At 63.0% G+C, this 14,408-nt stretch carries 9 protein-coding genes and 4 tRNA genes; all 13 read left to right on the forward strand.

Annotated elements, in window-relative coordinates:
- Window positions 1-76 precede the first annotated feature (76 nt).
- The 13 genes from ACSBPQ_RS02800 to rpoC all read left to right on the forward strand — a co-directional run bounded on the left by ACSBPQ_RS02800 (window position 77) and on the right by rpoC (window position 14,304).
- Window positions 77-162, forward strand: a tRNA-Tyr gene (locus ACSBPQ_RS02800).
- Window positions 163-189: 27 nt separating this feature from the next.
- Window positions 190-263: transfer RNA gene (locus tag ACSBPQ_RS02805), tRNA-Gly, on the forward strand.
- Window positions 264-300: 37 nt separating this feature from the next.
- Window positions 301-376, forward strand: a tRNA-Thr gene (locus ACSBPQ_RS02810).
- A 47-nt stretch (window positions 377-423) separates the two neighbouring features.
- Window positions 424-1,614, forward strand: coding sequence for an elongation factor Tu (tuf, locus tag ACSBPQ_RS02815; protein ID WP_442683569.1), 1,191 nt, complete (start codon window positions 424-426; stop codon window positions 1,612-1,614).
- A 102-nt stretch (window positions 1,615-1,716) separates the two neighbouring features.
- Window positions 1,717-1,792 (forward strand) — tRNA-Trp (locus tag ACSBPQ_RS02820).
- Window positions 1,793-1,842: 50 nt separating this feature from the next.
- Window positions 1,843-2,250, forward strand: a complete 408-nt coding sequence (gene secE / locus ACSBPQ_RS02825) for a preprotein translocase subunit SecE (protein ID WP_442683570.1) — start codon at window positions 1,843-1,845, stop codon at window positions 2,248-2,250.
- Between the two features lie 10 nt (window positions 2,251-2,260).
- Window positions 2,261-2,821, forward strand: coding sequence for a transcription termination/antitermination protein NusG (nusG, locus tag ACSBPQ_RS02830; RefSeq protein WP_442683571.1), 561 nt, complete (start codon window positions 2,261-2,263; stop codon window positions 2,819-2,821).
- Between the two features lie 199 nt (window positions 2,822-3,020).
- Window positions 3,021-3,449, forward strand: coding sequence for a 50S ribosomal protein L11 (rplK, locus tag ACSBPQ_RS02835; protein ID WP_442683572.1), 429 nt, complete (start codon window positions 3,021-3,023; stop codon window positions 3,447-3,449).
- A gap of 4 nt (window positions 3,450-3,453) precedes the next feature.
- Entirely contained in the window at window positions 3,454-4,152 is a 699-nt protein-coding gene (rplA, locus tag ACSBPQ_RS02840; protein WP_442683573.1) for a 50S ribosomal protein L1, read from the forward strand.
- A 388-nt stretch (window positions 4,153-4,540) separates the two neighbouring features.
- Window positions 4,541-5,074 (forward strand): 50S ribosomal protein L10, encoded by a 534-nt coding sequence (rplJ, locus tag ACSBPQ_RS02845; RefSeq protein ID WP_442683574.1) that lies wholly within the window; start codon window positions 4,541-4,543, stop codon window positions 5,072-5,074.
- Between the two features lie 63 nt (window positions 5,075-5,137).
- Entirely contained in the window at window positions 5,138-5,503 is a 366-nt protein-coding gene (gene rplL / locus ACSBPQ_RS02850; protein ID WP_054657537.1) for a 50S ribosomal protein L7/L12, read from the forward strand.
- Between the two features lie 296 nt (window positions 5,504-5,799).
- Window positions 5,800-9,990: a DNA-directed RNA polymerase subunit beta gene (rpoB, locus tag ACSBPQ_RS02855; RefSeq protein WP_442683575.1), complete on the forward strand. Its 4,191-nt coding sequence runs from the start codon at window positions 5,800-5,802 to the stop codon at window positions 9,988-9,990.
- 90 nt (window positions 9,991-10,080) lie between these two features.
- Window positions 10,081-14,304: a DNA-directed RNA polymerase subunit beta' gene (gene rpoC, locus ACSBPQ_RS02860; protein ID WP_442683576.1), complete on the forward strand. Its 4,224-nt coding sequence runs from the start codon at window positions 10,081-10,083 to the stop codon at window positions 14,302-14,304.
- Window positions 14,305-14,408: the final 104 nt, after the last annotated feature.

The raw sequence follows: 14,408 nt of genomic DNA on the forward strand, positions 1-14,408 counted from the left end.
GTGCGGGGGGATCAGCAGAATAGCTGGCTCTCCCACCCCTGACCGGCAGGCCAAGGTCCTAGACAAGGGGTGGAGCGGAGGGATACCCAAGCGGCCAACGGGGGCAGACTGTAAATCTGCTGGCTTACGCCTTCGGTGGTTCGAATCCACCTCCCTCCACCAGTTTTACGTTATGCGTGTGTTCCCGGTGCGGGAGTAGTTCAACGGTAGAACCTCAGCCTTCCAAGCTGATGGTGCGGGTTCGATTCCCGTCTCCCGCTCCATTGAACGAAATTGAAAACATGGCATAATGCACAACTCGCTCACGTAGCTCAGTCGGTAGAGCACCTCCTTGGTAAGGAGGAGGTCGAAGGTTCGATTCCTTTCGTGAGCACCATCTTGCTCAAAGCGCCATAACCAACCTGTTACCGAGATAAAGCCGCCATGTCCAAGGGTAAGTTCGAACGTACCAAGCCGCACGTCAACGTCGGCACCATCGGCCACGTCGACCATGGCAAGACCACGCTGACCGCCGCGCTGACCAAGATCGGCGCCGAGCGTTTCGGTGGTGAATTCCACGCCTACGACGCCATCGACAAGGCGCCGGAAGAAAAGGCCCGTGGCATCACGATTTCGACCTCGCACGTCGAGTACGAATCGGAAACCCGCCACTACGCCCACGTGGACTGCCCGGGTCACGCCGACTACGTCAAGAACATGATCACCGGTGCCGCGCAGATGGACGGCGCGATCCTGGTGTGCTCGGCCGCTGACGGCCCGATGCCGCAGACCCGCGAGCACATCCTGCTGTCGCGTCAGGTCGGCGTGCCGTACATCGTCGTGTTCCTGAACAAGGCCGACATGGTGGACGACGCCGAGCTGCTGGAACTGGTCGAAATGGAAGTGCGCGAGCTGCTGTCCAAGTACGACTTCCCGGGCGACGACACCCCGATCATCGCGGGTTCGGCCCGTCTGGCGCTGGAAGGCGACCAGTCCGATATCGGCGTGCCGGCGATCCTGAAGCTGGTGGATGCGCTGGACGCCTGGATCCCGACCCCGGAGCGTGACGTCGACAAGCCGTTCCTGATGCCGGTGGAAGACGTGTTCTCGATCTCGGGCCGCGGCACCGTGGTGACCGGTCGTATCGAGCGCGGCATCATCAAGGTGGGCGACGAAATCGAAATCGTCGGTATCCGTCCGACCACCAAGACCACCGTCACCGGCGTGGAAATGTTCCGCAAGCTGCTGGACCAGGGTCAGGCAGGTGACAACGCCGGTCTGCTGCTGCGCGGCACCAAGCGTGACGACGTCGAGCGCGGCCAGGTTCTGGCCAAGCCGGGTTCGATCACCCCGCACACCCAGTTCGACGCCGAAGTGTACGTGCTGTCGAAGGACGAAGGTGGCCGTCACACCCCGTTCTTCAAGGGCTACCGTCCGCAGTTCTACTTCCGTACCACCGACATCACCGGCGCTTGCGAGCTGCCGGAAGGTGTGGAAATGGTGATGCCGGGTGACAACGTGAAGATGGCGGTCACCCTGATCAACCCGGTGGCCATGGACGAAGGCCTGCGCTTCGCGATCCGCGAAGGCGGTCGTACCGTCGGCGCCGGCGTGGTCTCCAAGATCACCAAGTAACAGCCTGCAGTATCCAGCGGCATAACTGCTGGTTACGCGAATGGCGGGCCGGGAACCCCGGTCCGCTTTCGTCGTCTAAGGGACGTGTAATGGTCAAGTCATACGCCAGTAGCTCAATTGGCAGAGCAGCGGTCTCCAAAACCGCAGGTTGGGGGTTCGAGTCCCTCCTGGCGTGCCACTTGCCACCCTCTATCCAGTGACCTTGGTCGCACCAGCAGCAAGAGTCGGATGAACAGCAAGATCGAGCACTCCAAAGACGCCGCTTCCGGTGGTGATATTGTCAAGTACGTTGGCGCGGTACTGCTGCTGCTGGCGGGCTTGGCTTTCTGGTATTGGTTCTCCGCGCCTGAGCAGGCCGCCCGTCTGGGTGCCTGGTCGGGCCAGCTGCGTGTCCTTGCGGTGGTTGTCGGTCTGGTGGGTGGTCTTGCCGTGTTCATGTTGACCGGCAAGGGGCGTGATGTCCGCGAGTTCCTTTCGGAATCGCGTTTCGAGTTGCGCAAGGTCGTATGGCCGACCCGGCAGGAAGCCATCCGCATGACGTGGGTGGTCATCATCGTGGTGATCGTGTTGAGCCTGCTGCTGGGTGGTTTCGATTTCGTGATCCAGAAACTGACCCATTGGTTCCTTGGGCGTTGAGGAGATAGCAGTGAAACGTTGGTACGTCGTCCACGCCTATTCGGGTTTTGAGAAGACGGTTGCGCAGGCGTTGCGTGACCGGATCGTGCGTGAAGAAATGCAGGAGCGTTTCGGTGACGTACTGGTTCCCACTGAGGAAGTGGTGGAGATGCGCGCTGGCCAGAAGCGTCGCTCCGAGCGCAAGTTCTTCCCGGGCTATGTGCTGGTCCAGATCGAGACCCATGAGGAAGCCGGGATTCCGCGTATCGACAACGAAAGCTGGCACCTGGTGAAGGAAACTCCGAAGGTGATGGGCTTCATCGGCGGCACTGCTGACCGGCCGTTGCCGATCCGTGACGAAGAGGCGGCAGCTATCCTGGATCGGGTCCAGGAGGGTGTCGAGAAGCCGCGTCCGAAGGTGCTGTTCGAGCCGGGCCAGATGGTCCGCGTCACCGAGGGCCCGTTCAACGACTTCAATGGCGTGGTCGAAGAGGTCAACTACGAGAAGAGCCGCCTGCGCGTGGCCGTGTTGATCTTCGGTCGCTCCACCCCGGTCGAGCTCGAGTTCGGCCAGGTCGAAAAGGCCTCCTGACGGCAACTCGTGCCGCCCGTTCACGCGGCGGCTGAAAAGCTTGCTATAATTTTCTGCTCCCTGTTTTCGAGGGGCGAACTCAAAGGCTGCCGCAAGGTGGCCTTTGGGCCGATTTCAAAACGCGAAAGCCGGGACGCGTGATTCCCGGTCCGATGGGGAGCCTGTTGTCGCAAGGCGCTAGCACCCGGAGAGCACTCTAATGGCAAAGAAAGTTGTCGGTTACATCAAGCTGCAGGTGAAGGCCGGTCAGGCCAACCCCTCGCCGCCGGTCGGTCCTGCGCTGGGTCAGCGCGGCCTGAACATCATGGAATTCTGCAAGGCATTCAATGCCGCCACGCAGAAGCTGGAGCCGGGTCTGCCGGTGCCGGTCATCATCACGGCCTATTCGGACCGTACCTTCACCTTCATCACCAAGAGCACCCCGGCCACCGTGCTGCTGAAGAAGGCTGCCGGCATCTCTTCGGGCTCGAAGAAGCCGAACACCGAGAAGGTGGGCAAGGTCACGCGTGCGCAGCTGGAAGAAATCTGCAAGGCGAAGGAGCCGGATCTGACGGCTGCTGACCTGGACGCCGCCGTGCGTACGATCGCGGGCTCCGCCCGTTCCATGGGCCTGGTGGTAGAGGGTTAATCTGATGGCACAGACCAAGCGTGAGAAGGCCATCAAGGCCGCCGTCGTTCCGGGCAAGGCGTACGCCTTCCAGGAAGCGATCAATATCCTGAAGACCGCCACCAAGGCCAAGTTCGTCGAGTCGATCGACGTGGCTGTGCGTCTGGGCGTGGATGCCAGGAAGTCCGACCAGCAGGTGCGCGGTTCGACCGTGCTGCCGGCCGGTACCGGTAAGTCGGTGCGCGTGGCGGTGTTCGCCCCGGCCGGTGCCAAGGCTGATGAAGCCCTGGCCGCTGGCGCCGAAGCCGTCGGTATGGACGATCTGGCCGAGAAGATGCAGGCCGGTGATCTGAACTATGACGTGGTCATTGCGACCCCGGACGCGATGCGCGTCGTGGGCAAGCTGGGCACCGTGCTGGGTCCGCGTGGCCTGATGCCGAACCCGAAGGTCGGCACCGTGTCGGCCAATCCGGGCGAAGCGGTGAAGAATGCCAAGTCGGGCCAGGTGCGCTACCGCACCGACAAGGCCGGCATCATCCACTGCACCATCGGCAAGGCCAGCTTCGACAATGAAGCGCTGCAGTCCAACCTGCAGGCGCTGCTGGTCGATCTGATCAAGGCCAAGCCGGCCACCTCGAAGGGCACCTACCTGCAGAAGGTATCGGTCAGCTCGACGATGGGCCCGGGTGTCACTGTCGACCAGTCGACGCTGATCCTGAAGTAACTGTTTCAAGCGGGCGCGGTACCTCCGGTATCGTGCCCGTCATTTTGAAGGCGCCGTGCCGGCTTGTCCGGGACGGTCAGCCGTCAAAGACCGCAGGCGCGGTCAGCGCATACCGGCGACGGGCAGGACGCTCGATCTGGCAAGGAGTCGCCGCCGGCATAGCGGGAGCGCTTAATCGATCCGTCCCGGATCACCCTGCGTAGATGGTGACGCCCTTCTGGAGTTTTCTGGTTTAACGCACGTCTGGGGTAACCCGGGTTGGCCCACTCCAGGTCTAGAACGGCCACCACCGGAGCATCGTCCCGATGCTCCCGGCGTCCAGGAAAGATGCCGTCCAGGACCGCACACGGCAGGAGCCGTAAGCGGAGTTCAAACTAGGAGGAGTGCAATGGCTCTCAATCTGTCCCAGAAGCAAGAAGTAGTCGCCGAGCTGGCAGACGTCGCCGCCAAGGCCCACTCCTTGATCGCAGCCGAATACGCTGGCACCACGGTCGCCCAGATGACCGCGATGCGCAAGCAGGCGCGTGAAACCGGTGTTTTCTTGAAAGTTGTCAAGAACACGCTGGCCGCACGTGCCGTTGATGGCACCGATTTCGCATGCGCCCAGGACCAGCTGGTTGGTCCGCTGCTGTATGCGTTTTCGCTCGAGGAGCCCGGCGCAGCCGGTCGCCTGATCAAGGATGCCGCCAAGGGCAATGACAAGCTGAAGGCGAAAGTCGTGGCAATCGGCGGGGAACTGTTCCCGGCTGGCCACGTTGACGTGCTGGCATCGCTGCCGACCCGTGATCAGGCCCTGGCCATGCTGGCCCGCGTCCTGACCGAGCCGGTCACCATGTTCGCGCGCGCCGTCAAGGCTGTCGGTGAAAAGCAGGAAGGTGGCGCAGCTGCAGAAGCTGCCGAGCCGGCTGCTGAAACCGCCTGAGTTCGACGTCTCCGTGGTTCCGTACGGAACCTCAATCCAGAATATTTTCAAAAGGTAATCAAAATGTCCCTTACCAACGATCAGATCGTCGACGCAATCGCCGAAAAGTCCCTGATGGAAGTGATGGAGCTGGTCAAGGCCATCGAAGAGAAGTTCGGCGTTTCCGCCGCTGCTCCGGTTGCCGTTGCCGCTGCTGGCCCGGCTGCTGTGGTTGAAGAGCAGACCGAATTCAACGTCATCCTGAAGGATGCCGGCGCCAAGAAGGTCGAAGTGATTAAGGCCGTCCGTGCCATCACCGGCCTGGGCCTGAAGGAAGCGAAGGATCTGGCCGAAGCCGGTGGCGTCGTGAAGGAAGGCGCTTCGAAGGAAGACGCCGAGAAGTTCAAGAAGGACCTGGAAGCTGCCGGCGCAACCGTCGAGCTGAAGTAATTCCTTCCCTTGCATCGTCATCGATTCACGGCGATGCAGCCAAGGCTGGGGGTGTAAACCCCCGGCCTTTGGTCGTTTCAAGCCGCAGGTAGCCTGCGGTGCGGTATGCCTGGCGAGCGGTCGTTCACGATCCTGCGCGCTGGCCAAGCCCAACTCCGAGTTCCAGGTGAGTTGGCAGTTGGAAGTAGCAGGAGAAGGCGTGCTGGTGCCGGCAATACCAGCGACTTCCAACTGACAATTTAGAAGTTTCCTTCGGGTCGTGGACGCACGGCCCGCACAACAAGGTGGAAGACCCCATGACGTCCTATTCGTATACCGAAAAAAAGCGGATCCGCAAGGATTTCGGCAAGCAGCGCTCGATTCTCGAAGTGCCGTTCCTGCTTGCCATCCAGGTCGATTCTTACCGCGAATTCCTGCAGGAAAACGTTGATCCGGCCAAGCGTTCGGAACATGGCCTGCACGCTGCGCTGAAGTCGGTGTTCCCGATCTCCAGCTACAGCGGCAATGCCGCGCTGGAATATGTCGGTTACAAGCTGGGCGATCCGGTGTTTGACGAGCGCGAATGCCGCCAGCGTGGCATGAGCTACGGCGCGCCGCTGCGCGTGACCGTGCGCCTGGTCATCTACGACCGCGAGTCGTCCACCAAGGCGATCAAGTATGTGAAGGAGCAGGAGGTCTATCTGGGCGAAATCCCGTTGATGACCGACAACGGCACCTTCATCGTCAACGGTACCGAGCGCGTCATCGTGTCGCAGCTGCACCGTTCGCCGGGCGTGTTCTTCGACCATGACCGTGGCAAGACCCACAGCTCGGGCAAGCTGCTGTACAGCGCCCGCATCATTCCTTACCGCGGCTCCTGGCTGGACTTCGAGTTCGACCCGAAGGATGCGCTGTTCACCCGTATCGACCGCCGCCGCAAGCTGCCGGTGTCGATCCTGCTGCGCGCGCTCGGCTACAGCAACGAAGAGATGCTGGCCGAGTTCTTCGAGATCAACACCTTCCACATCAATCCGGACGAAGGCGTGCAGCTGGAGCTGGTGCCCGAGCGCCTGCGTGGTGAAACCCTGGGCTTCGACCTGGCTGACGGCGACAACGTGATCGTCGAAGCCGGCAAGCGCATCACCGCCCGTCACATCAAGCAGCTGCAGGCTTCGGGCATTGCCGCGCTGGCGGTGCCGGACGACTACCTGGTCGGCCGCATCCTGTCGCACGACGTGGTCGATGCCAACACCGGCGAGCTGCTGGCCCAGGCCAACGACGAGATCACCGACGAGCAGCTGCAGAACTTCCGCAAGGCCGGCGTGGACGCGGTCGGCACCCTGTGGGTGAACGACCTGGACCGTGGTCCGTACCTGTCCAACACCCTGCGCATCGACCCGACCAAGACCCAGCTGGAAGCTCTGGTCGAGATCTACCGCATGATGCGTCCGGGCGAGCCGCCGACCAAGGACGCCGCGCAGAACCTGTTCCACAACCTGTTCTTCACCTTCGAGCGCTACGACCTGTCCACGGTCGGCCGCATGAAGTTCAACCGCCGTGTCGGCCGCAAGGAAGTCACCGGCGAGTCGGTGCTGTACGACAACAAGTACTTCGGCGAGCGCAACGACGAGGAGTCCAAGCGTCTGGTCGCCGCGCATGGCGAGGGTTCGGACATCCTCGACGTGATCAAGGTGCTGACCGAGATCCGCAACGGCCGCGGCATGGTCGATGACATCGACCACCTGGGCAACCGCCGTGTACGTTCGGTCGGTGAAATGGCCGAGAACGTGTTCCGCGTGGGCCTGGTCCGCGTCGAGCGCGCGGTCAAGGAGCGCCTGTCGATGGCCGAATCCGAAGGCCTGACCCCGCAGGAGCTGATCAACGCCAAGCCGGTCGCCGCCGCCATCAAGGAATTCTTCGGCTCCTCGCAGCTGTCGCAGTTCATGGACCAGAACAACCCGCTGTCGGAAGTGACGCACAAGCGCCGCGTCTCCGCGCTGGGGCCGGGCGGTCTGACCCGCGAACGTGCCGGCTTCGAGGTGCGCGACGTGCACCCGACCCATTACGGCCGCGTCTGCACCATCGAAACCCCGGAAGGCCCGAACATCGGCCTGATCAACTCGCTGGCCGTGTACGCGCGCACCAACGAGTACGGCTTCCTGGAAACCCCGTACCGCAAGGTCGTGGACGGCAAGGTCGGCGACGAGGTCGAGTACCTGTCGGCCATCGAAGAGAACGAGTACGTCATCGCCCAGGCCAACGCCCTGACCGATGCCGACAACATGCTCACCGAAACCTTCGTGCCGTGCCGCTTCCAGGGCGAGTCGCTGCTCAAGCCGCCGCATGAAGTGCACTTCATGGACGTGTCGCCGATGCAGACCGTGTCGGTCGCCGCGGCGCTGGTGCCGTTCCTGGAGCACGATGACGCCAACCGTGCACTGATGGGCGCCAACATGCAGCGCCAGGCCGTGCCGACCCTGCGTGCCGAAAAGCCGCTGGTGGGCACCGGTATCGAGCGCGCGGTGGCACGTGACTCCGGTGTGACTGTGAACGCCCGTCGTGGCGGCGAGATCGTGCAGATCGACGCCGGCCGCATCGTGGTCAAGGTCAACGAGGAGGAGATCACCGACGCCGCCGACGCCGGCGTGGATATCTACAACCTGATCAAGTACACCCGTTCGAACCAGAACACCTGCATCAACCAGCGTCCGCTGGTGAACGTGGGTGACGTGATCGCGCGTGGCGACGTGCTGGCCGATGGTCCGTCCACCGATATCGGTGAGCTGGCGCTGGGCCAGAACATGCTGATCGCGTTCATGCCGTGGAACGGCTACAACTTCGAGGACTCCATCCTGCTCTCCGAGCGCGTGGTGGAAGAGGATCGCTACACCACGATCCACATCGAGGAGCTGACCTGCGTTGCGCGTGACACCAAGCTGGGGCCGGAGGAAATCTCCGCCGACATCCCGAACGTGTCCGAGCAGGCGCTGAACCGTCTGGACGAATCCGGCGTGGTCTACATCGGCGCCGAAGTACGTGCCGGCGACATCCTGGTCGGCAAGGTCACGCCGAAGGGCGAGAGCCAGCTGACCCCGGAAGAGAAGCTGCTGCGCGCGATCTTCGGTGAGAAGGCCTCCGACGTGAAGGACAGCTCGCTGCGCGTGCCGCCGGGCATGGACGGCACCGTCATCGACGTGCAGGTCTTCACCCGCGACGGCATCGAGAAGGACAAGCGTGCGCGCCAGATCGAAGAGTCGGAAATCAAGCGCGTCAAGAAGGACTTCGACGACCAGTTCCGCATCCTGGAAGCGGCCATCTATGCGCGTCTGCGTTCGCAGATCGTCGGCAAGGTCGCCAACGGTGGTGCCGGCCTGAAGAAGGGCGAGACCATCAGCGATGCGTTCCTGGACGGACTGAAGAAGTCCGACTGGTTCACCCTGCGCATGAAGGACGAGGACGCTGCCGAGGCCATCGAGCGCGCGCAGAAGCAGATCGAAGCGCACGAGAAGGAATTCGAGCGCCGCTTCGCCGACAAGCGCGGCAAGATCACCCAGGGCGACGATCTGGCACCGGGCGTGCTGAAGATGGTCAAGGTGTTCCTGGCCGTGAAGCGCCGCATCCAGCCGGGCGACAAGATGGCTGGCCGTCACGGCAACAAGGGCGTGGTCTCCAACGTGGTGCCGGTCGAGGACATGCCGTACATGGCCGACGGTACGTCGGTGGACATCTGCCTGAACCCGCTGGGCGTGCCGTCGCGTATGAACATCGGCCAGATTCTGGAAGTGCATCTGGGCTGGGCCGCCAAGGGCCTGGGCAAGCGCATCCAGAAGATGCTGGAGCAGCAGCGTGCGGTCAGCGAGCTGCGCGAGTTCCTCGGCAAGATCTACAACCACGACAGCAAGCTGTCCGGTGATCGTGTCGACCTGTCGCAGTTCAGCGATGAAGAGCTGATCGGTCTGGCCAAGAACCTGACCGGCGGCGTGCCGATGGCCACCCCGGTGTTCGACGGTGCCCACGAGGACGAAATCCGCGAAATGCTGAACCTGGCATACCCGGATGGCGACAAGGACACCGAGCTGCTCGGCTTCAACGCCAGCAAGACGCAGATGCAGCTGCACGATGGCCGTACCGGTGAGGCGTTCGACCGCCTGACCACCGTCGGCTACATGCACTACCTGAAGCTGAACCACCTGGTCGACGACAAGATGCACGCCCGTTCGACCGGCCCGTACTCGCTCGTCACCCAGCAGCCGCTGGGCGGCAAGGCGCAGTTCGGCGGCCAGCGCTTCGGTGAGATGGAAGTCTGGGCGCTGGAAGCCTACGGCGCGGCCTACACCCTGCAGGAAATGCTGACGGTGAAGTCCGACGACGTGCAGGGCCGCAACCAGATGTACAAGAACATCGTCGACGGTGAGCACGAGATGGTCGCGGGCATGCCGGAATCCTTCAACGTACTGGTGAAGGAAATCCGCTCGCTGGCCATCAACATGGAACTGGAAGACAACTGACCGCGCAGGCGCTGCTGCAGCTGATGCAGCAGCGCCGCCGCCAGTGACCGACCGCCCATCGACAAAGATTTCCTCCTTTCGGAGAACACCATGAAAGACCTGCTCAACCTCTTCAACCAGCAGCGCCAGACGCTGGACTTCGACGCGATCAAGATCGCGCTGGCCTCGCCGGACCTGATCCGTTCGTGGTCCTTCGGCGAAGTGAAGAAGCCGGAAACCATCAACTACCGCACCTTCAAGCCGGAACGTGACGGCCTGTTCTGCGCCGCCATCTTCGGACCGGTGAAGGACTACGAGTGCCTGTGCGGCAAGTACAAGCGCATGAAGCACCGCGGCGTCGTGTGCGAGAAGTGCGGCACCGAAGTGACCCTGGCCAAGGTGCGTCGTGAGCGCATGGGCCACATCGACCTGGCCTCGCCGGTCGCCCACATCTGGTTCCTGAAGTCGCTGCCGTCGCGCATCGGCCTGATGCTGGACATGACCCTGCGCGACATCGAGCGCGTGCTGTACTTCGAAGCCTACGTGGTGACCGAGCCGGGTCTGACCACGCTGGAGCGCCGTCAGCTGCTGACCGAAGAACAGTACCTGCAGGCCCGCCAGGAGCACGGTGACGATTTCGACGCCGCCATGGGCGCCGAGGCCGTGTTCGAACTGCTGCGCACCATCGACCTGCAGGCCGAAATGGTCCGCCTGCGCGAGGAAATCGCCAGCACCGGTTCGGAAACCAAGCTCAAGCGCCTGACCAAGCGCATCAAGCTGGTCGAAGCCTTCCTCGAGTCGGGCAACCGTCCGGAGTGGATGGTGATGACCGTGCTGCCGGTGCTGCCGCCGGACCTGCGTCCGCTGGTGCCGCTGGACGGTGGCCGCTTCGCGACCTCCGACCTGAACGACCTGTACCGCCGCGTCATCAACCGCAACAACCGTCTGCGCCGCCTGCTGGAACTGAGCGCGCCGGACATCATCGTGCGCAACGAAAAGCGCATGCTGCAGGAATCGGTTGACGCGCTGCTGGACAACGGCCGCCGCGGCCGTGCCATCACCGGCACCAACAAGCGTCCGCTCAAGTCGCTGGCCGACATGATCAAGGGCAAGCAGGGCCGCTTCCGCCAGAACCTGCTCGGCAAGCGAGTGGACTACTCGGGCCGCTCGGTGATCACCGTCGGTCCGTACCTGAAGCTGCACCAGTGCGGCCTGCCGAAGAAGATGGCGCTGGAGCTGTTCAAGCCGTTCGTGTTCGCCAAGCTGCAGCGTCGTGGCCTGGCTACCACCATCAAGGCCGCCAAGAAGCTGGTCGAGCGCGAAGAAGGCGAAGTCTGGGACATCCTGGAAGAAGTCATCCGCGAGCATCCGGTGCTGCTGAACCGTGCGCCGACCCTGCACCGTCTGGGCATCCAGGCGTTCGAGCCGCTGCTGATCGAAGGCAAGGCCATCCAGCTGCATCCGCTGGTGTGTACCGCGTTCAACGCCGACTTCGACGGTGACCAGATGGCCGTGCACGTGCCGCTCTCGCTGGAAGCCCAGCTGGAAGCGCGTGCGCTGATGATGTCCACCAACAACATCCTGTCGCCGGCCAACGGCGAGCCGATCATCGTGCCGTCGCAGGACGTGGTGCTGGGCCTGTACTACATGAGCCGCTCGCTGGTGAACAAGCGCGGCGAGGGCATGGTGTTCGCCAACACCGACGAGGTGAAGCGCGCCTACGACAGCCGTCTGGTGGACCTGCATGCCCGCATCAAGGTGCGCATCACCCACATCGGTCGCGACGAGGAAGGCAACAAGGTCAAGACGACCTCGATCCAGGACACGACCGTCGGCCGTGCGCTGCTCAGCGAGATCATGCCCGAGGGCCTGCCGTTCGAGCTGTGCAACACCGAGATGACCAAGAAGAACATCTCGCGTCTGATCAACCAGTCCTACCGCCTGCTGGGTCTGAAGGACACCGTGGTGTTCGCCGACAAGCTGATGTACACCGGCTATGCCTACGCCACCCGCGCCGGCGTGTCGATCGGTATCGACGACATGCTGATCCCGGACGAGAAGAAGGGCATCCTCGGCGAAGCCGAAGCCGAAGTGCTGGAAATCCAGGAGCAGTACCAGTCCGGTCTGGTCACTGCCGGCGAGCGCTACAACAAGGTGGTCGACATCTGGTCGCGCACCAACGAGCGTATCGCCAAGGCGATGATGGAAACCATCGGTACCGAGAAGGTCGAAGATGCCGAAGGCAAGACCGTCGACCAGAAGTCGATGAACTCGCTGTACATCATGGCCGACTCCGGTGCGCGTGGTTCGCAGGCCCAGATCCGTCAGCTGGCCGGTATGCGTGGCCTGATGGCGCGTCCGGACGGCTCGATCATCGAGACGCCCATCAAGGCGAACTTCCGTGAAGGCCTGAACGTGCAGGAGTACTTCAACTCCACCCACGGTGCCCGTAAGGGTCTGGCCGATACCGCGCTGAAGACCGCGAACTCCGGTTACCTGACCCGTCGTCTGGTCGACGTGGCGCAGGACGTGGTGATCACCGAAGTCGACTGCGGCACCGTCGAAGGCCTGACCATGACCCCGATCGTGGAAGGCGGCGACGTCGTGGAGCCGTTGAAGGACCGCGTGCTGGGTCGTGTCGTGGCCGAGGACGTGTTCCTGCCGGGCAACGACGAGGATCCGATCGTGACCCGCAACACCCTGCTCGACGAGCAGTGGGTGAACAAGCTGGAAGAAGCCGGCGTGCAGTCGATCAAGGTACGCTCGACGATCACCTGTGAATCGGCGTTCGGTGTCTGCGGTCGCTGCTACGGCCGCGATCTGGCCCGTGGCCACATCGTCAACATCGGTGAAGCGGTGGGCGTCATCGCCGCCCAGTCGATCGGTGAGCCGGGTACCCAGCTGACCATGCGTACGTTCCACATCGGTGGTGCGGCTTCGCGTGCGGCGGCGGTGGACAACATCACCATCAAGACCACCGGCTCGGTGAAGTTCAACAACCTCAAGCATGTCGAGCACGCCAACGGCAATCTGGTGGCGGTCTCGCGTTCGGGTGAAATCTCCGTGCTCGATCCGCATGGCCGCGAGCGCGAGCGCTACAAGCTGCCTTACGGTGCCAACATCTCGGTCAAGGATCTTGCCGAGGTCAAGGCTGGCCAGACCGTGGCCACGTGGGACCCGCATAACCACCCGATCGTGTCGGAAGTGGCAGGTTTCATCCGCTTCATCGACTTCATCGACGGCGTCACCGTCATCGAGAAGACCGACGAGCTGACCGGCCTGGCCTCGCGCGAAATCACCGATCCGAAGCGTCGTGGCTCTCAGGCCAAGGATCTGCGTCCGCTGGTGCGCATCGTCGATGGCAAGGGCAATGACCTGACCATCCCGGGTACCGACCTGCCGGCACAGTACCTGCTGCCGCCGCGCTCGATCGTCAACCTGCAGGATGGCGCGCCGGTAGGTGTGGGCGACGTGGTTGCCAAGATCCCGCAGGAAGCGTCCAAGACCCGTGACATCACCGGTGGTCTGCCGCGCGTTGCCGACCTGTTCGAAGCCCGCAAGCCGAAGGATCCGGCGATCCTGGCCGAACGTTCGGGTATCATCAGCTTCGGCAAGGACACCAAGGGCAAGCAGCGCCTGATCATCAAGGACACCGATGGTTCCGAGCACGAAGAGCTGATTCCGAAGTACCGCCAGATCATCGTGTTCGAAGGTGAACACGTGACCCGCGGTGAAACCGTGGTGGACGGCGAGCCGAGCCCGCAGGACATCCTGCGCCTGAAGGGCGTGGAAGAGCTGGCGCGCTACCTGGTCAAGGAAATCCAGGACGTGTACCGCCTGCAGGGCGTGAAGATCAACGACAAGCACATCGAAGTGATCTCGCGCCAGATGCTGCGCAAGGTCGAGATCGTCGACCAGGGCAGCAGCAAGTTCCTCAATGGCGAGCAGGCCGAGCGCCAGCGCGTCATCGAGGAGAACGCCAGGCTGGTTGCCCGCAACGAACTGCCGGCGCGCTTCGACCCGGTGCTGCTGGGCATCACCAAGGCCTCGCTGGCGACCGAGTCGTTCATCTCGGCGGCCTCGTTCCAGGAGACCACCCGCGTGCTGACCGAAGCGGCCGTGCGCGGCACCTCGGACAACCTGCGTGGTTTGAAGGAAAACGTCATCGTCGGCCGCCTGATCCCGGCGGGTACCGGCCTTGCGTACCACACCAAGCGCCGTCGCGGCGCCTCCGGCCTGACCGAGTCGGAAATCGAGACCCTGGCCGGTACGGCGGCTCCCGAAGTGGAGGTTTCCTCACCCGAAGTCGAGCAGGCTGCGGGCGGGGAGGAGTAAGATAGGAGAAGGAACTGCTGGTCCCCCGGGTCCAGCAGTTCCGGAACCGGTACGGGAGGCATGGAGGCTCCCCCTGTAACAGCCCCGGATCAGGGCTGGCCTGG

This window comes from Stenotrophomonas sp. JC08, assembly GCF_052180205.1.
Lineage (GTDB): Bacteria > Pseudomonadota > Gammaproteobacteria > Xanthomonadales > Xanthomonadaceae > Stenotrophomonas.

Bases quoted from the DNA above. Each gene is read 5' to 3' on its own strand.
- tuf (WP_442683569.1), top strand. From the start codon at position 424: ATGTCCAAGGGTAAGTTCGAACGTACCAAGCCGCACGTCAACGTCGGC.
- rplK (WP_442683572.1), top strand. From the start codon at position 3,021: ATGGCAAAGAAAGTTGTCGGTTACATCAAGCTGCAGGTGAAGGCCGGT.
- rpoC (WP_442683576.1), top strand. From the start codon at position 10,081: ATGAAAGACCTGCTCAACCTCTTCAACCAGCAGCGCCAGACGCTGGAC.
- secE (WP_442683570.1), top strand. From the start codon at position 1,843: ATGAACAGCAAGATCGAGCACTCCAAAGACGCCGCTTCCGGTGGTGAT.
- rplA (WP_442683573.1), top strand. From the start codon at position 3,454: ATGGCACAGACCAAGCGTGAGAAGGCCATCAAGGCCGCCGTCGTTCCG.
- rplL (WP_054657537.1), top strand. From the start codon at position 5,138: ATGTCCCTTACCAACGATCAGATCGTCGACGCAATCGCCGAAAAGTCC.
- rpoB (WP_442683575.1), top strand. From the start codon at position 5,800: ATGACGTCCTATTCGTATACCGAAAAAAAGCGGATCCGCAAGGATTTC.
- rplJ (WP_442683574.1), top strand. From the start codon at position 4,541: ATGGCTCTCAATCTGTCCCAGAAGCAAGAAGTAGTCGCCGAGCTGGCA.